General features: G+C 47.6%; 16 protein-coding genes. All 16 read right to left on the reverse strand.

What is annotated here, in order from left to right; all coding sequences use genetic code 11:
• Positions 1-208: 208 nt before the first annotated feature.
• Positions 209-2,413, reverse strand: a complete 2,205-nt coding sequence (locus KNO87_RS04180) for an FtsK/SpoIIIE family DNA translocase (protein WP_214794033.1) — start codon at positions 2,411-2,413, stop codon at positions 209-211.
• A gap of 61 nt (positions 2,414-2,474) precedes the next feature.
• Positions 2,475-4,142, reverse strand: coding sequence for a ribonuclease J (locus tag KNO87_RS04185; protein WP_074034657.1), 1,668 nt, complete (start codon positions 4,140-4,142; stop codon positions 2,475-2,477).
• A 94-nt stretch (positions 4,143-4,236) separates the two neighbouring features.
• Complete coding sequence (locus KNO87_RS04190) at positions 4,237-4,890, reverse strand: M15 family metallopeptidase (protein WP_214788703.1); 654 nt, start codon at positions 4,888-4,890, stop codon at positions 4,237-4,239.
• Positions 4,887-6,140: a lipid II:glycine glycyltransferase FemX gene (locus tag KNO87_RS04195; protein ID WP_214788706.1), complete on the reverse strand. Its 1,254-nt coding sequence runs from the start codon at positions 6,138-6,140 to the stop codon at positions 4,887-4,889. The genes KNO87_RS04190 and KNO87_RS04195 overlap by 4 nt, the downstream gene beginning before the upstream one ends.
• 3 nt (positions 6,141-6,143) lie before the next feature.
• Positions 6,144-7,604, reverse strand: coding sequence for a UDP-N-acetylmuramoyl-L-alanyl-D-glutamate--2,6-diaminopimelate ligase (locus tag KNO87_RS04200; RefSeq protein ID WP_251126021.1), 1,461 nt, complete (start codon positions 7,602-7,604; stop codon positions 6,144-6,146).
• Positions 7,605-7,688: 84 nt separating this feature from the next.
• Positions 7,689-8,906, reverse strand: a complete 1,218-nt coding sequence (locus KNO87_RS04205; RefSeq protein ID WP_214788709.1) for a M16 family metallopeptidase — start codon at positions 8,904-8,906, stop codon at positions 7,689-7,691.
• Positions 8,907-8,957: 51 nt separating this feature from the next.
• Positions 8,958-11,174, reverse strand: a complete 2,217-nt coding sequence (pnp, locus tag KNO87_RS04210; RefSeq protein WP_214794036.1) for a polyribonucleotide nucleotidyltransferase — start codon at positions 11,172-11,174, stop codon at positions 8,958-8,960.
• Between the two features lie 128 nt (positions 11,175-11,302).
• Positions 11,303-11,572 (reverse strand): 30S ribosomal protein S15, encoded by a 270-nt coding sequence (rpsO, locus tag KNO87_RS04215; protein WP_074034662.1) that lies wholly within the window; start codon positions 11,570-11,572, stop codon positions 11,303-11,305.
• Positions 11,573-11,696: 124 nt separating this feature from the next.
• Positions 11,697-12,623, reverse strand: a complete 927-nt coding sequence (locus tag KNO87_RS04220) for a bifunctional riboflavin kinase/FAD synthetase (RefSeq protein ID WP_214794039.1) — start codon at positions 12,621-12,623, stop codon at positions 11,697-11,699.
• 16 nt (positions 12,624-12,639) lie between these two features.
• Positions 12,640-13,554, reverse strand: coding sequence for a tRNA pseudouridine(55) synthase TruB (truB, locus tag KNO87_RS04225; RefSeq protein WP_251126748.1), 915 nt, complete (start codon positions 13,552-13,554; stop codon positions 12,640-12,642).
• 43 nt (positions 13,555-13,597) lie between these two features.
• Complete coding sequence (gene rbfA, locus KNO87_RS04230; RefSeq protein ID WP_015881430.1) at positions 13,598-13,945, reverse strand: 30S ribosome-binding factor RbfA; 348 nt, start codon at positions 13,943-13,945, stop codon at positions 13,598-13,600.
• A gap of 18 nt (positions 13,946-13,963) precedes the next feature.
• Positions 13,964-16,165, reverse strand: coding sequence for a translation initiation factor IF-2 (gene infB, locus KNO87_RS04235; RefSeq protein ID WP_214788721.1), 2,202 nt, complete (start codon positions 16,163-16,165; stop codon positions 13,964-13,966).
• A 21-nt stretch (positions 16,166-16,186) separates the two neighbouring features.
• Entirely contained in the window at positions 16,187-16,483 is a 297-nt protein-coding gene (locus tag KNO87_RS04240) for a YlxQ family RNA-binding protein (RefSeq protein WP_214788724.1), read from the reverse strand.
• Positions 16,480-16,755, reverse strand: coding sequence for an RNase P modulator RnpM (rnpM, locus tag KNO87_RS04245; RefSeq protein WP_214788727.1), 276 nt, complete (start codon positions 16,753-16,755; stop codon positions 16,480-16,482). The genes KNO87_RS04240 and rnpM overlap by 4 nt, the downstream gene beginning before the upstream one ends.
• A complete protein-coding gene (gene nusA, locus KNO87_RS04250; protein WP_214691843.1) occupies positions 16,752-17,915 on the reverse strand; it encodes a transcription termination factor NusA in 1,164 nt (387 codons plus the stop codon). Before nusA ends, rnpM begins: the two co-directional genes overlap by 4 nt.
• A gap of 14 nt (positions 17,916-17,929) precedes the next feature.
• Positions 17,930-18,400: a ribosome maturation factor RimP gene (gene rimP, locus KNO87_RS04255; protein WP_260569808.1), complete on the reverse strand. Its 471-nt coding sequence runs from the start codon at positions 18,398-18,400 to the stop codon at positions 17,930-17,932.
• Positions 18,401-18,452 lie beyond the last annotated feature (52 nt).

Below are 18,452 nucleotides of genomic sequence, written 5' to 3' on the forward strand. Positions count from 1 at the left end.
TTTTGTAAAATGTAAACGTTATTAAAAAATGTAAGCGTTTCAGCCGTTTTTAAAAGTATGTACTAATAAACGATATAGGTCATATGTGCTATATTACATGAATATTATAACGAACCTCTCTGATTTGCGCGAATATTTCCATATTGTTTAAAAAGCAATAAAAAACGAACGATTGAATATATTGATATACAATCGTTCGTTTATACACTTATTCATTTTGTTCGTTTATTAAAACTTTCCGAGGTTTTGAACCTTCTGACGGACCTACGTACCCCGCCTCTTCGAGCGAGTCAATTAAGCGTGCTGCCCGATTATAGCCAATTCGAAATCTTCGTTGAATCATCGATGTCGAAGCCGTTTCTTGGGTGACGATGAATTGAACGACTTCTCCGAACAATGAATCATCGGAGTCGATTGTTGTCACCTCTTCTTCTTTCGGCATCATCGCTTCCACATACTGTGCTCGTTGCTGGGCGATGACATGATTGACGACCGTTTCGACTTCTTGATCGGAAACGAACGCACCTTGGACACGTACTGGTTTGTTCATCCCGTTTGCAAGCATCAGCATGTCGCCACGCCCAAGTAGTTTCTCTGCTCCTCCTCCGTCCAAGATTGTCCGGGAATCGGTTTGTGAAGAGACTGCAAACGCGATTCGAGACGGGATGTTTGCTTTAATGACCCCTGTAATGACGTCGACAGATGGACGTTGTGTCGCCAAGACCATATGAATCCCTGCGGCCCGTGCCATTTGTGCGAGGCGCATGATGGCGTCCTCGACGTCATTTGAAGCGACCATCATCAAATCCGCCAACTCATCGACAATGACGACAATAAACGGTAGACGCTTCGCATCCTCATCATCGGACTGATCGACGAGTTCATTGTATCCTTCAATGTTGCGGACACCATAGCGACTGAACAGCTCATATCGTCTTTCCATCTCGGCGACGACTTGTTTCAATGCCTGTGCTGCTTTTTTCGGGTCTGTGACGACCGGTGTCAACAAATGTGGGACACCGTTGTAGACATTCAGCTCAACCATTTTTGGGTCGATCATCATGAGACGGACCTCGTCTGGTCGAGAGCGCATCAGTATGGATACAATCATTCCATTAATACAGACTGATTTACCGGAACCTGTCGATCCGGCCACGAGTAAGTGTGGCATTTTGTTTAATGAGATGCCAACAGTCTCCCCACTAATGCTTCGTCCGAGTGCGACGAGTAGCTTTGAATCGTCCTGTCTCACTGGGTCTGCTTCAAGCACTTCTCGTAAACAGACTGGAGCGACTTCCTGGTTCGGTACCTCAATTCCAATCGCCGCCTTACCCGGGATTGGTGCCTCGATTCGGATATCTTTTGCGGCAAGTGCAAGTGCGAGATCATCGCTAAGCGAAGTGATTCGACTGACCTTCACCCCAATGTCCGGTTGTAACTCATACTTTGTGACGGTCGGCCCAAGGTGAATTTTTAATACTTTCACGCCTACACCAAACGACTTTAATGTCTTCACCAATTTAGCGGCATTCTCTTTTAAACGCGCATTTTCTCCAGATAAATCGGTGATTACCGGTTCTTTTAAATTGGAGAACGGAGGGAGTTCATATGTGTCCGAGACGTCTTGCGCCGCGGTCATCATCATTTCCTCGGTCGAAATGGAAGCGTCTGTTTCCGTAGAAGGTGCCGCTTTGGTTTCCTCTTTTTTCTCTGCCACCACTTTCTCACTGAACCCGACAATCGGGATATCATTCATCGTGACCACATCTGACTCCGACTCTACATCCGAATCGACTTCCACCGGCAACGGTTTAGGCGAAGATTTACGAGACCCTTTCGGTTCCTGCTTCTGCTTGATCTCTTGTTTTTTCTCTGCTTTCGGCCTTGACTGCCATTCCTGTTTCACAGCCACAACAGATTCCTCTAAACGATGGTAAATCGTTCCCCAAATCGTTGGCACATAAAGGGATACACCGACGATCAAACAGACAATGCCTAAAAAGATGAGGCCGAAGTCAGAAAATAAGTATTGGTTTAAGCCATAAAGTGCACCGTTGACGCCGCCTCGTTCTTCTCCCCACAGTAAATCACCGAACAGTAAAAAGGACGCGGTCATACTGAACAGTCCAGCTCGCTCCATCGGTTTCATCGGTTTCAGTAAAATCCATAATAAGATGGCAATCATCAGATACGTGAGCGCGCCCCAGCCACCAAACAGATATTCGGACAAGTCAGATAGTTGTCGACCAATCCATCCGAAATCGAATAAGGCAAATACGAATGCGACGATGGAAAGAACGAAAATTCCCCATCCATATGTACGTGGCGCAATCGGTTGTTTTTTCTGTTTTCTCGTGTTTCGCGTTGCTGGTCGCTTCCGCTTCACGGGTGTCTTACTCGTTTTTTGAGCCACTTCAGTTCCTCCTAAAAAAAGAAGGCAAAAGTCTGATGACTTTTGCCTCACTCTCATTCCATTAAATCTCCATGATGATCGGCAAGATCATCGGACGACGTTTCGTCTGCTCGAATAAGAAGACGCTAAGTCGCTCGCGGATATTTGATTTCAATTCGGTCCAATCACTGCCAGCTTGCAGACTCTTTTCAATCTGTTTTGTGACAATACGGTTTGCCTCTGAAATCATTTCTTCCGATTCGCGCATATACACGAATCCACGTGAGATGAGTTCAGGTCCTGAAATCAATTTCTTCTGTTTCCGATTCAATGTGACCACGCAAAGCACGACCCCATCTTGTGATAACAAGCGACGGTCTCGTAAGACGATATTTCCGACGTCACCGACACCGATCCCATCAATCAAGACGTTACCTGCAGGAACTTTACGGCTCATGCGGGCTTTACGACCTGTGAACTCGACGACATCTCCTTTTTCAACGATGAAGATGTTGTTCGGTTTGACCCCTACTTGTTCAGCGAGTTTCGAGTGTGCCATTTGCATCCGGTATTCGCCGTGAATCGGTAAGAAATATTTCGGTTTGACGAGATTGAGCATCAACTTCAACTCTTCCGCCGAACCGTGTCCGGATACGTGAACTTTACGTTGGTTGTAAATGACGTTTGCCCCAGAACGGAACAATAGGTCAATCGTTTTCGAAACCGACTTCTCATTCCCCGGAATCGGAGTTGCCGCAATGACGACCGTGTCGTTCAAGCGAATGTTTACTTGCTTGTGCGCATTACGTGCCATCCGAGTCAACGCCGCCATCGGCTCCCCTTGAGATCCCGTCGTCAAGATGACGACTTTGTTGTCAGGAAGACGATTCACTTGCGATAACTCGACAAGTGTCTTCGCTTTGAAACGTAAGTAGTTTAATTTTTGTGCGACTTCGACGATGTTGACCATACTGCGACCAACGACCGCGACTTTGCGGTCATTCGCTTCTGCGGCTGCAAAGACTTGTTGTAAGCGGTGAACGTTCGAGGCGAATGATGCCACGATGACACGACCTTCGGCTTGATAGATCACATCGTTCAATTCAGCACCGACAATCGATTCTGAACCGGTTTGACCCGGACGCTCTGCGTTTGTTGAATCGGAAAGCAATGCAAGTACTCCGCGCTGTCCAATCGCCGCCAATTTGTTAAAGTCAGATTGTTTCCCGTCGACTGGCGTGTAATCAAACTTGAAATCTCCGGTATGGACGATGGCACCTTGAGATGTTTGAATACAAACACCGACACAGTCGGGAATCGAGTGATTGACGCGGAAGAACGTGACGAGATGATCAGCGATAGTCAATTTCGTTTTGGCATCAATCATGCGAAGGTCGACTTCTTTCAACAAACCGGCCTCTTTTAATTTCAGTTCAATCAATCCGAGAGTCAACTTCGTCCCGTATACCGGAACATGTTTTAAATCGCGTAGGACGTAACTGAGTCCACCAATATGGTCTTCGTGACCGTGAGTGATGAAAATCGCTCGGACGCGATCCTTGTTTTCTTTTAAATAAGTGATGTCTGGGATGACAATATCAATCCCGAGCATCTCATCGCCTGGAAACATGAGACCGGCATCGATGACGAAGATGTCGTCGTCTAGCTCCACGACGTACATGTTCTTCCCGATTTCGCCTACGCCTCCAAGCGCAAAGACGCTAATATTCTCTGTCTTCTTTTTTGACACTAACAAAAACCTCCTAAATGTTTCATATTCTGTTTCGTCCCTTATCGCTACTGAATATTGTATCGGAAAACGGCTTCATTGCCAACATTTCCGTTCAATCTAGTAGAGGTTTTAGTGTATCGGCAAGCGGTGCGATTGCTTTCTTGTCCGGTTGCTTCCCTGCGACGAGTTGTCGGATTGACAAACCAAAGTCCATCTGGAGATGCGGATAGTCAGGGAATGAGTTCCAGTCGCCTCCCCATTCGAAACCAAGCGCCTTTCCTAATTCCCCAAGCTCTTGCCAGTCTGGTACATCGTTGCGATTACGATCCGTGCTTAAGTCATAGTCCGTTTTATTGTTATGGATGATGACAAAATCGACCGCCAGTCCATAATTGTGATAGCTTTGACCTGCTTTCGCATTCGTCACCACTTGTCCCGGTTCAGAACGCCCTTGTGCATATAAAGCGTTTTGTTCTTTTGCTGAACGATACCCTGACGTCAATCGAACTTCGAGATCGAGACAAGAATGAGCCAACCGTACGAACATCGCGCCACGTTCCGCAACTTGCGGATGAAGGCGATCAAAATCAATCTTCGTTCTTGCCAATATCGTGTTTTCCGCCCCTACGTCCCGGACACACATGTCCGCTTCAAACGTGGGCTCATCCACCCATGGCACAGGTTCTGGCTGCATATAAAAGTAAGCAAGTATGATACCGATCAAGAAGGCGACCATCGCAAGTGATAACACGCCGGTCCATCTCATCTTCTTAACCGTTTACGGAGTCCTTTAAGGATGGGCAATCCTTTTTCGAGTGCCATATAGAACGGGCGATTTAAGACGAGGTCGAATTCTCCGACTTTCTCAATCATGTCGCTCCCCCATCCAGACTTGAATGCATAGAGACCCGCATATTCATCATCAGGATCCGTGCTACCCGAGACGCCACCAAAATCATAACGCTCGGCTCCACTCTCTTTCGCCGCTTGCATCATCGTCCATTGCATCAAATGGTTTGGCATGAATTCACGGAACTCATTTGACGAGGCACCATATAAGTAATAAGAACGTCGTCCCGCAAGTGTCAAAAGCCCACCTGATAAGACAAGTCCATCCGGGTAAGCCTGATTCAATTCGACGAGCTCAGGTAACGCTTGCTCGGCTTTTTGAATTTGTGCCACCGTCTGTTCTTTACGGTTATGAAGGCTCGTTCGTTTCTTTTCGACGGTTTCCTTCTCTAACCCACGTTCAATTTTTTCCAACTCTTTTTTCGCTTTCTCAAGCGTTGCTTGTTGCTGATCGAGCGCAATTTTAGGTTCGAGTTTTGTTAAAAAGAGTCGAGCATCGTTCGGTTGGAGACAATCATATAGATTCTCAAAATAATCAAGACCGCGAATGGCAAACCCGTCACGTTCTCCCGTCACTCTCATGAGATCGGCGAACGTTTTTAATCCATCACGACCGACTTCCTTACAGACGATTCCTTTTTTCTCTGCTAAACGAACGTTATAGCGGAATTTATGATGGAATTTCGCAAAAATTTCTTTTTCACTCGGACGTAAATCTGTCTCCATCGTGAAACGAGGTTGTGCGTAATCGAAGCCACCCCCGTACCCTTTGTGCCGAAATCCGACGGCTTCCATTTCTGTCAAGAGACCCGGCATCTCATCGCGGTCGATGTTCGGATCGATTTTGATGACGATTGCTTTATGGTTCGCAGCGACACGCTTTGCTTCTTTTACAAGCGCTTGAAGCGATGCCACGTCATCATAGTCTACGACAAAGCCACGTGGCGCATAACATAACGTATATGGTAGTTTCGGGACACGTTTAAATAACAACAAAGCCACACCGGTCGTCAATCCGTCGCGGGCAACTGCGATTCGTTCTGACGTCCATCCGTTCTGTCGTTTTACATCTCCCCAACTTGATAGTTGTAATAGGTCGCCACGGTCGTGTTTTTTGACGAAGTCGTCATGTTCTTTTTCTGTCAACGTAACTGGTTGTACTGCCATAAATCATGCTTCCTCCGTATTCAAAATGGTCGATCGGACAATCGCCTCTTCGTCGAGTGGCAATTTCTCGTTTCCGATAATCTGATATTTTTCGTGCCCTTTTCCTGCTAACACGATGATATTGTCCGGTTTGGCTAAGCTTGCCGCATAACGGACCGCTTCTTCCCGGTCGCCGATTTCGACGTAGTTATCGTGCGTCATTCCGGCCGCAATCCCTTTTGTAATGGATTCATACGCTTCGAAGCGCGGATCGTCTGTCGTAATGATGACCGTCCCCGCATAAGTCGATGCCATCTCTCCCATAGCCGGACGTTTCGTCACGTCACGATTACCGCCTGTACCGATTAAAAAGACAATCTTCTCTTTCGGTACGCCGACGAGCGATTTTAAACATTGTTCAATCCCATCCGGAGTATGAGCATAGTCCGCGTATACGTTGTAACCTGGAACGTCTAGGCGCTGCATGCGTCCTTTGGCCGGATGAATCATTTCAAGTGCTCGAGCGATTTTCTCCAATGAGTATCCTGCTGCAAGGAGACAACCTGTCGCGAGCAATAAATTATACACGTTGAAACGACCGATAAACTGAACGGTCACCGGTAGGCGTGTGCCTTGATAGTTCAACACAAAGCTCGTTTGAGACAACGTCTGTTCAATCTCAGACGCCATCAAATCAGCCATCGTGTCGATTCCATACGTCAATACTTTTGCACCTGTCATCGTCTCATATAGGGCACTCTGTGCATCATCTGCATTCAAGACAGCCACTTTCCCGCGTGAAGCCATTTGACCGAGCTGTGCGAAGAGCAATCCCTTCGCTCGCGCATAGTTTTCGAACGTCCCGTGGAAATCAAGATGATCATGCGTCAAATTCGTGAATCCGACGATATCAAAATCCGTTCCGATGACGCGGCCGAGCTCTAAACCGTGCGATGACACTTCCATCATGACGTCCGTCACACCTTCATCACGCATTTGCGCCAACAATTGTTGAAGTTCTGAACTTTGAGGTGTCGTGTTTTTACTCGGCACGACTTTGTCATTAATTCGCACTTCGACTGTGCCAATCAATCCGGTCGAGTGTCCGAGGACGTCGAGGACGTCCCGTAAAATCGTCGTCGTTGTCGTTTTACCGTTCGTTCCAGTGATTCCGAACAGTCGCATCTGTTCAGAAGGATACGCATAAAATGCTGATGCCAAAAGCCCGATTGAGCGAGAACTATCACGCACAATCAAGTTCGGAACGGAAAGTTCGAGCGGTCGTTCACTGACAACCGCAACTGCCCCTCGTTCTACCGCTTGAGACGCATATTCATGTCCATCGACCGTATATCCTTTGATGGCGACAAACAATGTCCCCGGGACAACTTCCCGCGAATCGGTTGTCACGTGAGTCACCACGATGCCTTCAAGATTTGGTTGGTTAATTAGTTGTATCGTCTTCACTAAATCCGTTAAGTTCAAGTCTTTCCCTTCTTTCACCTGTATCCTATCCAAACTAAAGAATACCTCTTAATCAGTGTAGAGAACTTACAATTCGGTTTCAAGTCACGCTTCGTTTGGGAGGACGTATGACTTCGCTGGTTGATGTGTCAATACTTCACGAATCAATGCATTGACCTCATCGCGCTCGATTCGCTCCACTTTTTGAATCACGTGTTCGATCGGCTCTACTTCATCGAGTAACAGCAAGTTTCGACCATTTCGGTTCATGCGTGCGCTTGAGCTTTCATTCCCTAGGACGAGTGAACCTTTTAATTGGCGTTTCCCTTTATCGACTTCTTCATCCGTCAATCCTTCTTCAAAGAGACGCTTCAATTCTCTCTCTAAAATGAATTCGACTTGATTCAACGTGTCTGGTGACGTTCCGACATAGATGGTGAACGTCCCATGATCCGCAAACGTCGTGTAGTATGAATAAATCGAGTAGGCCAATCCTTCTTCTTCACGAATCGATTGAAACAGGCGCGAGGACATCGTCGCACCGATGGCATTGTTCATGAGTGCCAAGTGGGGTAACCGGTCATCCGTTGCCGAAATGGCCTCGTAGTTCCAACAGAGGTGCGCCTGTTCCGTTTCCTTTCGTTTCGTCAACGTGTCATCGAACAGTTCTGGTTGAGTGAGTTCTTTCGACGATTCCCTAGAAGGGATGTTGGCAAACCTACGCTTCACTGCCTCCATCAATTCTTCAGAGACATGTCCAGCGATGGAGACGACAATTTCTTCTGCCACGTATCGCTCTTGTAAATAGTCAACGAGCTGATCCCGCGTCAATCGATTGACGCTTTCTTCTGTTCCAAGAATTGGTTGTGCGAGAATATCATCACGATATGCCGCAATCGCCAACAGTTCATGGACGAGGTCTTCTGGCGTATCCTCATACATTTTTATTTCTTCCACGACGACCCGTTTCTCTTTCTCTAATTCGGTCTCATCAAGTACCGAGTCAAATAACATATCCGTCAAGACGTCGAGCGCCATGACCGCATGTTCGTCAAGTGTCTTCACATAAAAACAAGTATGGTCTTTCGAGGTGAAGGCGTTGACGCTTCCACCGAGTTCATCAAAAAAGGAAGCAATTTCTTTCGCGTTTTTCGACGACGTCCCTTTGAACAACATATGTTCAATCAAATGACTGATCCCGATGTTTTCAAACGACTCCGTTCGTGTTCCGGCTTTAATAAAGACACCGGTCGACGTACTGCGAGAGCCTTCAATCGGTTCGATGATGACGCGGACACCGTTTTGTAGTGTCATCCATTCCATATTCTCACTCCTATGAAAAAGGCCATCGCACCAAGACGATGGCCAGAATAATTAATTTGTCGAGCGCGGTGGACGACGGTCCCCGTCACGACGTGGCGGACGGCCTTCACGAGGTGGACGGCTTTCACGTGCAGCCTTCCGTTTCGCTTCATACGCTTCACGCTCTTCAGGAGACAATCCTTCTAAGATGAGCGCTTTATGCGATGCGTTGACACGACCTTTATCATCAATTTCTGTAACTTTAACTTGAATCGTATCACCGAGCTTCACGACGTCTTCGACGTTCGCGACACGCTCTAGGCTGAATTCTGAGACGTGTACGAGTGCATCTTTTCCTTTGAAGAGCTCGACGAACGCGCCGAACTTCTCGATGCGGCGTACCGTTGCATCAAATACTTCACCGACGACGACTTCGCGTACGATGTCCCCGATCATCTTCATCGCAAGATCGATACCTTCTTGGTCTGTCGAAGCAATGAACACCGTTCCATCTTGTTCGATGTCGATCTTGACGCCTGTTTGGTCGATGATGCTGTTGATCATCTTACCACCTGGTCCAATCACATCGCGGATCTTATCCGGGTTGATTGTCATCGTGATAATTTTCGGTGCATATTTCGACAATTGTGTACGTGGTGCGTCTAACGTTTCGAGCATATGATCAAGGATGTGTAGACGACCGACACGAGCTTGTTCGAGTGCTTCTTCTAAGATTTCACGCGTGATTCCAGCAATCTTGATATCCATTTGAAGGGCAGTGATCCCGTCTTTCGTTCCAGCAACTTTGAAGTCCATATCACCGAGATGGTCTTCGAGTCCTTGAATGTCTGTCAAGACCGTGTAGTGCTCTCCTTCCATGATGAGACCCATGGCAATCCCAGCGACCGGCGCTTTGATTGGTACACCAGCATCCATCAAGGCGAGCGTCGATCCACAAATTGAAGCTTGTGAACTTGAACCGTTTGACTCAAGCACTTCCGAGACGAGACGAATCGTATACGGGAAATCTGCTTCTTTTGGAATGATTGGCAAGAGTGCGCGTTCACCGAGTGCTCCGTGACCAATTTCACGACGACCTGGTGCACGGACCGGACGTGCTTCACCGACCGAGAATGGTGGGAAGTTGTAGTGGTGCATGAAGCGCTTATTCTCTTCTAAACCGATTCCATCAATGATTTGTGCATCACCGATGACACCGAGCGTCGCAACCGACATAACTTGTGTTTGACCACGTGTGAAGAGACCAACACCGTGTGCACGTGGAAGCAATCCGACCTCTGAAGCGAGCGGACGGATGACATCCGGACGACGACCGTCTGGACGCACTTTGTCGACCGTGATCAAGCGACGAACTTCATCTTTGACGAACTTGTTCAAGATGCCTGAAACTTCTCCAAGTTTTGATGGCTCATCAGCAAGACGCTCTTCATACAATGCCACATATTTCGCAATCACTTCGTTGATGGCTTCGTCGCGAGCATGCTTCTCTTCAACTTGAACCGCTTCGACGATTTCTGGTCGAGCTGCTTCAAGTTCAGCTGTGAGTGCCTCATCATATTTCGAGACCGTATATTCAAACTTCGGTTTGCCAACTGCATTTGTAATCTCTTGTTGGAAGGCAATCAAGCGTTTGATTTCTTCATGTCCAAACAAGATTGACTCAAGCATGACGTCTTCTGGCACTTCGTTCGCACCAGCTTCAACCATGTTGATTGCAGTCGATGTACCGGCAACTTGAAGCTCAAGGTCTGTTTTCTCCATTTGAGCCGTTGTCGGGTTGATGACGAATTCGCCGTCAACACGTCCAACAGTAACACCTGCGATTGGGCCATCAAACGGTACATCTGAAATCGAGAGTGCGATTGACGTTCCGAGCATTCCCGCCATCTCTGCCGAGCAGTCTGGGTCGTTCGACATGACGTAAATCATGACTTGGATATCATGACGGAATCCGTCTGGGAAGAGCGGACGAATCGGACGGTCGATGAGACGTGATGTCAAAATCGCATTTTCCCCCGGACGTCCTTCACGGCGAAGGAATCCTCCTGGAATTTTACCGACTGAATACAATTTTTCCTCATAGTTGACCGTCAATGGGAAAAAGTCTAAATCTTTTGGTGCTTTTGAAGCCGTAACTGTCGCAAGGACGACCGTGTCGCCATAACGAACGAGCGCCGAGCCATTTGCTTGCTTCGCAAGTTGACCGACCTCTACAGACAATGGGCGTCCGCCCCACTCTGTAGAGAATACTTGTTTCGTACCTAACATGTACATTCTCCTCTCAAACCTTATCTAGTTTATTATGTAACTCTATCTTACGAATGTCTAATCATTTTCCTTAAAAAAGAAGAAACGGACTAGGACGTTGTCCCAGCCCGTTAAACAGTCTCGATCGATTAACGACGGAGACCGAGGCGTTGAATCAATTCACGGTAGCGCGTAACGTCCTTGTTACGAAGGTACGTAAGCAAGTTACGACGACGTCCAACCATTTTCAAGAGACCGCGACGTGAGTGGTGGTCTTTCTTGTGTGTACGAAGGTGAGCGTTCAATGTGTTGATTTGTTCAGTCAACACTGCCACTTGTACTTCCGGTGAACCAGTGTCACCTTGTTTAGTCGCGTATTCCGCGATAATTTCGTTTTTACGTTCTTTTGAGAGTGCCATTGCCTCTCCACCTCCATTTAATAAAAAATTGCCGTGTTGCCGAGCCGGCGTTGGTGAATCGACCAGCCAAGCGAAACGGTGTACTTTGCGTACTTGACAAGGATAGCGTAACCGCAACCGAAAGTCAAGATAGGATTGAGCGTGCCGACACCTCATCTTGTTTTAGTTGAGCGACCAATGCATCCAACCCATCGAACGCTCGCTCGTTGCGGATATATTGAATCCACTCAATCTCAATCACTTGCCCGTACAAATCCTCCGAAAAGTCAAAGAGATGACTCTCAACAGAGACTGCTCCCGTCTCATAAAAAGTCGGGCGACGTCCGACGTTTGTCATCGCCTTGAACGTCCGGCCGTCTGGGAGCGTGACGCGTGTCGCATACACCCCGAGTCGTGGCATGACATAAGAGGCGTCCATCAACACGTTCGCAGTCGGAAATCCGATCGTTCGCCCTCTCGCATCTCCGTGAATCACTTCACCGCAGATGACATATGGGGCACCGAGTAACTCATGTGCTGCGTCAACGTGACCTTCAGCCAATAGTTTACGAATCCGAGTCGAGGATACCTTCTCTCCATCCATCGTCTGTTCCGTAACGACGGACGTCGTGAACTGATCACGCGAATGGTATGGAAGTGTTTCCATCGTCCCTTCGCCAAACTTGCCGTACGAGTAATCAAATCCTGCCGTCACATGTACGGCTCCCGCAGCAATTAAATAATCGTCGACAAACTGTTGAGGGGATAATCCAGCCAACTCTTTCGTAAACGTCAAGACGAGACACCGCTCGACACCGAGCGCTTCGATTCGCTTCAATTTCCGAGATAAAGGTGTGATATAACGGACCGCGTCCGGTTTGTTCGAAAGCACTTGTTTCGGGTGTGGGTCGAACGTAACGACCGTCACCGGAAGGTTATGTTCCGCTGCCACGCGTTTGGCATGATTGATTACGGCTTGATGTCCTTTATGAACACCATCAAAAAAACCAAGCACCATGACCGATGGATACAGGTCAGGTGTTTCAGGATAGGTGAGATGTCTTGTTTCCATACTGTCAATTTCCCCCTTAGTCGATGGCCAGCATGACCTCGACTGTAGCGTCTGTCGTTCCATCTTGTCTTCGATATAAAGCAAGAGGGATTCCTTCTTCATTATAGACAGTAAATAACTCAAATTCGAGCGAAACGCCGTTCAACTTCCCACCATTGCGAATATAGCGCTCCCGATTCTTTGGAATCGTGATGGCAGGCCAACGTTTGATGACATCCTCGAGCGGGATGACATGCGCCATTCGTTCTTCGATCGTCTCGAGTGCCTGTAGCGTTTCAAGCGATACGGCATGTGCCTCCTCGAATGACCCAGAACTCGTCCGTCTGAGTTCGCTCATATGGGCAGGGTAACCCAGCTTCTCCCCGATTTGAACGGCAAGTGTACGAATATACGTCCCTTTTCCGCAATCGATCTCCATTCGGAAGCGACATACTCCTTCTTCAAACGTTAATCCACTCGTCCGTTCTAGACGATGAATCTCTACCATCCGACGTGGGCGTTCTACAGTCTGTCCTTTTCGGGCATACTCGTACAATTTCTTCCCATTTACTTTGACAGCCGAATAATACGGTGGGATTTGTTCAATCGTCCCAATTAATTGACGCATCGCTTCATCAATCTGAGCTTCATCCAACCCATTCGGTGCGACGTCCTTTTGCTCCACGACTTCACTATGCGCATCCTCCGTCATCGTAGCGGTGCCAATCGTCACCTCGGCCACGTAACGCTTACCTTCGTCAGTTATAAAACGAGATAATTTCGTTGCGCGTCCTAAGCAGATTGGCAACACACCTGTCACTTCCGGGTCAAGCGTACCCGTGTGCCCGACTTTTTTCGTTTGAAACAATTTTCGTAATTTGAACACACAGTCATGACTCGTCATGCCACGGTCCTTATCGAGTACAAGCACTCCGTTCGGTTCCAATTTCATCCCTCCATACAAAAAAAGGGAGAACGATGTCTCCCCTTTCAAGTTATTGATCTTTGTTCAAATCACGAATCAATGAATCGATATGGCTACCATATGCGACCGATGAATCGTATTCAAACGAGATTTCTGGTGTTTTACGAAGACGGATGCGGTTCCCGATTTCGCGACGGATAAATCCTTTCGCTTTGTCGAGACCTGCTTGCGTTTCTGCTTTCACATCTTCCTCATCACCGAGCACCGTATAATAGACCGTTGCTTGTTGTAAGTCCCCTGTCACGTCAACACTTGTGATTGTAGCGTTTTTTGTACGTGGGTCACTCACTTCCCGTAATAAGACGTCTGTAATCTCTTTACGCATTTGCTCGGCAACACGTTGGGCACGAATTTTCATACGTGATCCCTCCTCACATTATTTACGTTCGACTTCTTTCATGACGAACGCTTCAATGACATCTTCTACTTTAATGTCATCAAATTTCTCTACTTTAATTCCACACTCATATCCAGTCGCAACTTCCTTCACGTCATCTTTGAAGCGGCGAAGCGTATCGAGCTTGCCTTCATATACGACGATTCCGTTACGAATGACACGGACACCGGCGTCACGTGTGATCTTACCTTCAGTCACATAACAACCTGCAATCGTACCGACTTTCGATACTTTGAAGACATCACGGACTTCGACTTGACCTGTGATTTCTTCGACGAACTCAGGGTCAAGCATCCCTTTCATCGCGCTCTCGATTTCTTCGATCGCGTTGTAGATGATGCGGTGGAGACGCATTTCAACATTTTCTTGTTCCGCCATTGAACGGGCGTTACCGTCAGGACGAACGTTGAAACCGATGATGACAGCGTTCGCCGCTGATGCGAGGATGACGTCACCTTCTGTGATTGCACCGACACCTTGGTGAACAATGTTGACTTTAACGCCTTCTACATCAATCTTGCGGAGTGAACCAGCCAATGCTTCAGCTGAACCTTGTACGTCTGCTTTGATGATGACGTTCAAGTCTTTCACTTCACCTTCTTGAATACGGCTGAACAAGTCGTCAAGGCTGACTTTCGCTGATTCACGGCGTTGTGATTCGAGGTAACGTTGGTAACGTTTTTCCCCGATGGCACGTGCTTTCTTCTCATCTTCGAAGACGATGAACTGGTCACCGGCTTGTGGCACATCGTTCAAACCTGTGATTTCGATCGGTGTCGATGGACCGACTTGCTTCACACGACGACCGATGTCGTTAACCATTGCACGGACACGACCGAACGTGCTACCGACGACGATTGGGTCACCGATACGAAGCGTACCGTGTTGAACGAGAAGTGTTGCGACAGGTCCGCGACCTTTGTCGAGCTTCGCTTCGATGACTGATCCACGAGCTGGCATGTCTGGCGTCGACTTGTACTCTTCGACTTCAGATACGAGAAGGATCATCTCGAGCAATTCATCGATTCCTTCACCTTTGATGGCAGAAATCGGAACGAAGATTGTTTCGCCGCCCCACTCTTCAGGAATGAGACCGAACTCCGTCAATTCTTGTTTGACACGATCAGGATTTGCCCCTTCTTTGTCCATTTTGTTGACCGCAACGATGATTGGAACGTTCGCTGCTTTCGCGTGCGAGATCGCTTCCTCTGTTTGTGGCATGACGCCATCGTCAGCCGCAACGACGATGATGGCGATATCTGTCACTTCCGCACCACGTGCACGCATCGTTGTGAACGCCGCGTGACCTGGCGTATCGAGGAATGTGATTTTCTTATCGTTTACAGAGACTTGGTACGCACCGATATGTTGCGTGATCCCACCTGCTTCACCTGCGACGACTTTCGTGTTACGAATCGAGTCAAGAAGTGTCGTTTTACCGTGGTCGACGTGACCCATGATTGTGACGACCGCTGGGCGCTCTTCAAGATCATATTGTGAGAAGTCAATCTCAACTGTTTCGAAGTCTGTTTCGTCCACGACGACTTCTTTTTCTACTTCAAAGCCAAACTCAGAAGCGAGCAATTCGATCGTTTCGTCGTCAAGCGTCTGGTTAATTGTCGCCATTACGCCAAGACCCATCAACTTCATGATGATCTCGTTCGGCTTTTTGTTCATTTTTTCTGCAAGGTCAGAGACACTGAGCACGTCGTCATACTTGATGACGTTCCCCATCTCTGCTTCTTGTGCGAGACGAGCCGCTTTACGCTGACTTGTCTTCGAGTTTGGATCGGCTTCTTGTGGCACTGCCGCTTTTACCGGCTTGCCTTTACCTTTCCCTTTTCCACGTTTTTTATTGCGTGGGTCGTTGTTACGGTTGTCGTTACGATTTTGACCACCGCGATTGTTTTGACCGCCACGGTTTTGTTGTGCCGCTTGCGGACGTGCTTGTTCTTTTTTCTCTTGTTTCGGTTCGTTCGAAGTTGAAGTAGCTTTCGCTTCCGCTTGCTTCTCAGCACGATATTTTTCTGGATTGAACACACGGTCCAACTGCTTGACTGTCTCATCATCGAGAACGGCCATATGGTTTTTCACCGGTTTGTTCAATTTTTCTAATTGAGTAATGACTTGTTTACTCGTTACATTCTGTTCTTTTGCAAATTCATAGACGCGTTTTCCCAAAGCATCCACCTCCGTTAATAGTTAAGAGAGAAGTTGCTTAAGCTTGTTCGCAAATCCGGATTCTGTCACCGATACGACGACACGCATATCTTTCCCAAGCGCGGCCCCGATTGTATAGCGATCACTCACTTCAATCAACGGCACTTGATAAGATGCACATTTGTCGGTGACTCGTTTTTTCGTCGAGTCACCTGCATCTCCGGCTAGAATGACGAGCTTGGCACGACCCGCTCGCACATCCTTTAATACAAACTCTTCTCCCATCGTTACTTTCCTTGCTCGAGCGGCAAGGCCTAACAATGATTCCCACTTACTCATGATTCGTCACCTGCGACAGCTTTCAACTGTTCATACAAGGTATCGCTCGTCTTTACTTTCAAATGATGATCGAGCGTCCGTTTTTTCTCTGCTTGACGAACGACATCGAGATCTTTTGATAAGTAGGCACCGCGACCGTTCACTTTACCGGTCTGATCGATGACTACGTCACCTTCAGGCGTTCGAACGACACGAATCAATTCTTTCTTCGGGAGCATTTCTTGTGTGACCACACACTTACGCAAAGGAAGTTTCTTTTGCTTCATGGTCATTCCTCTTCTTTCACCACAGCTGTTTCAACTGAAGCATCTGATAAGTCTTGTTCAACTTCATTTTGAACAATTTCTGGCTCTGATTCAACTTTTTCAGCGAACGTATCGAACAAATCGAGCGCTTCCGCATCTGTCTCGCTCTTAATGTCGATTTTCCAACCAGTCAACTTCGCAGCGAGACGCGCGTTTTGACCACGTTTTCCGATTGCGAGTGACAATTGATAGTCAGGTACGACAACCGTTGTCGATTTTGCAGGCTCATTGACATAGACGGCAACGACTTGCGCCGGGCTAAGTGCGTTTCGAACGAACTCTTTCGGGTCTTCAGACCAACGAACGATATCAATCTTTTCCCCGTTCAATTCGTCGACGATTGTTTGGACGCGTTGTCCCTTCGGTCCGACACATGCGCCGACCGGGTCAACGATATCCGAGTGTACGGCAATTTTCGAACGGTCTCCTGCTTCACGTGACACAGACATGACATCGACTGTACCGTTTGAAATCTCTGGTACTTCAAGTTCGAAGAGACGGCGTAAAAGTCCCGGGTGCGTACGCGATACTTGAATCGCAGCACCAGAACCTTTTGTCGTCGAATCGACTTTTGTCACGTATACTTTGATACGGTCATGAATCTGATACGATTCGTTCGGCATTTGTTCGTTCGGAGTAAGGACCGCTTCGATGTTATTCTCAAGACCGATATACAAGTTGCGCGGGTCAAAACGCTCAACAATCCCTGTCATGATTTCATCTTCTTTGTCAGCGAAGTGGTTGTAGATCCGTTCGCGTTCAGCTTCACGCATTTTCTGTGTGACGACTTGTTTCGCAGTCATCGCCGCAACACGTCCGAAATCACTTGGTGTGACTTCTTCTTTATGGAAATCACCGAGCTCATAGTTCGGGTCGATTTCATGTGCTTCTTCAAGCGAGAGCTGTTGGTCTGGTTGTGTGAGTCGTTCTACAACTTCTAAAAGTGCGTAGACACGGATATCTCCTGTCACCTGGTCGAACTCGACTTTTACATGCTCGTTCGGGTTTGCGACGTTTCGACGATAAGCAGAAATGAGCGCTTGTTCGAGAGCGTCGATAATTATATTTTTATCAATTCCTTTTTCTTTGGCAATCTGATCGATTGTAGTGAGTAATTGTGGACCCATCTTCTTCCCTCTCCTTAACTAAACGTGACCGCTAAGCGGGCTTGTGCAATTTTGTCTACCGGTAGCGATACCGCTTTTTTTCTTGTCTTGATGCGTGTCTCGATCACGACCGTTTCCCCATCATATGCCGTCAAAATTCCTTCAAACTCTTTGGCACCATCGATCGGAGCGAACGTTTTCATGTAGACGTTTTTGCCTACTGCACGTTCGAAATCGCTCGGCTTTTTCAGCGGACGCTCCGCACCAGGACTCGAGACATCAAGATAATAAGCCTGTTCAATCGGATCGGTTTCGTTCAGTTTTTCCGAGAGTTGTTCATTGATATTGACGCAATCGTCTAAATCGACGCCCCCTGGTTTATCGATATAAACGCGCAAGAAATAGTCTGGACCTTCTTTTACGAATTCCACATCGACCAATTCCATGTTTTCTCGTTCGACGATTGGCAACGCAATCGATTCAACGACTTCTGTTATTTTGGACACTCTCATCCCTCCTTCTGGCTTTTACATACAAGAAAGGAGTAGGGTTCCCTAC

Source organism: Exiguobacterium sp. s34, assembly GCF_018617435.1.
GTDB classification, from domain to species: Bacteria; Bacillota; Bacilli; order Exiguobacteriales; family Exiguobacteriaceae; genus Exiguobacterium; species Exiguobacterium aestuarii.

What these genes read in the sequence shown, in the direction of transcription:
- rbfA (WP_015881430.1), bottom strand. Translation starts at nt 13,945, where the DNA reads ATGAAAATTCGTGCCCAACGTGTTGCCGAGCAAATGCGTAAAGAGATT.
- pnp (WP_214794036.1), bottom strand. Translation starts at nt 11,174, where the DNA reads ATGTTAGGTACGAAACAAGTATTCTCTACAGAGTGGGGCGGACGCCCA.
- KNO87_RS04205 (WP_214788709.1), bottom strand. Translation starts at nt 8,906, where the DNA reads ATGGAATGGATGACACTACAAAACGGTGTCCGCGTCATCATCGAACCG.
- truB (WP_251126748.1), bottom strand. Translation starts at nt 13,554, where the DNA reads ATGAAATTGGAACCGAACGGAGTGCTTGTACTCGATAAGGACCGTGGC.
- nusA (WP_214691843.1), bottom strand. Translation starts at nt 17,915, where the DNA reads ATGGGTCCACAATTACTCACTACAATCGATCAGATTGCCAAAGAAAAA.
- KNO87_RS04240 (WP_214788724.1), bottom strand. Translation starts at nt 16,483, where the DNA reads ATGAGTAAGTGGGAATCATTGTTAGGCCTTGCCGCTCGAGCAAGGAAA.
- KNO87_RS04195 (WP_214788706.1), bottom strand. Translation starts at nt 6,140, where the DNA reads ATGGCAGTACAACCAGTTACGTTGACAGAAAAAGAACATGACGACTTC.
- rpsO (WP_074034662.1), bottom strand. Translation starts at nt 11,572, where the DNA reads ATGGCACTCTCAAAAGAACGTAAAAACGAAATTATCGCGGAATACGCG.
- KNO87_RS04220 (WP_214794039.1), bottom strand. Translation starts at nt 12,623, where the DNA reads ATGGAAACAAGACATCTCACCTATCCTGAAACACCTGACCTGTATCCA.
- rnpM (WP_214788727.1), bottom strand. Translation starts at nt 16,755, where the DNA reads ATGACCATGAAGCAAAAGAAACTTCCTTTGCGTAAGTGTGTGGTCACA.
- KNO87_RS04190 (WP_214788703.1), bottom strand. Translation starts at nt 4,890, where the DNA reads ATGAGATGGACCGGCGTGTTATCACTTGCGATGGTCGCCTTCTTGATC.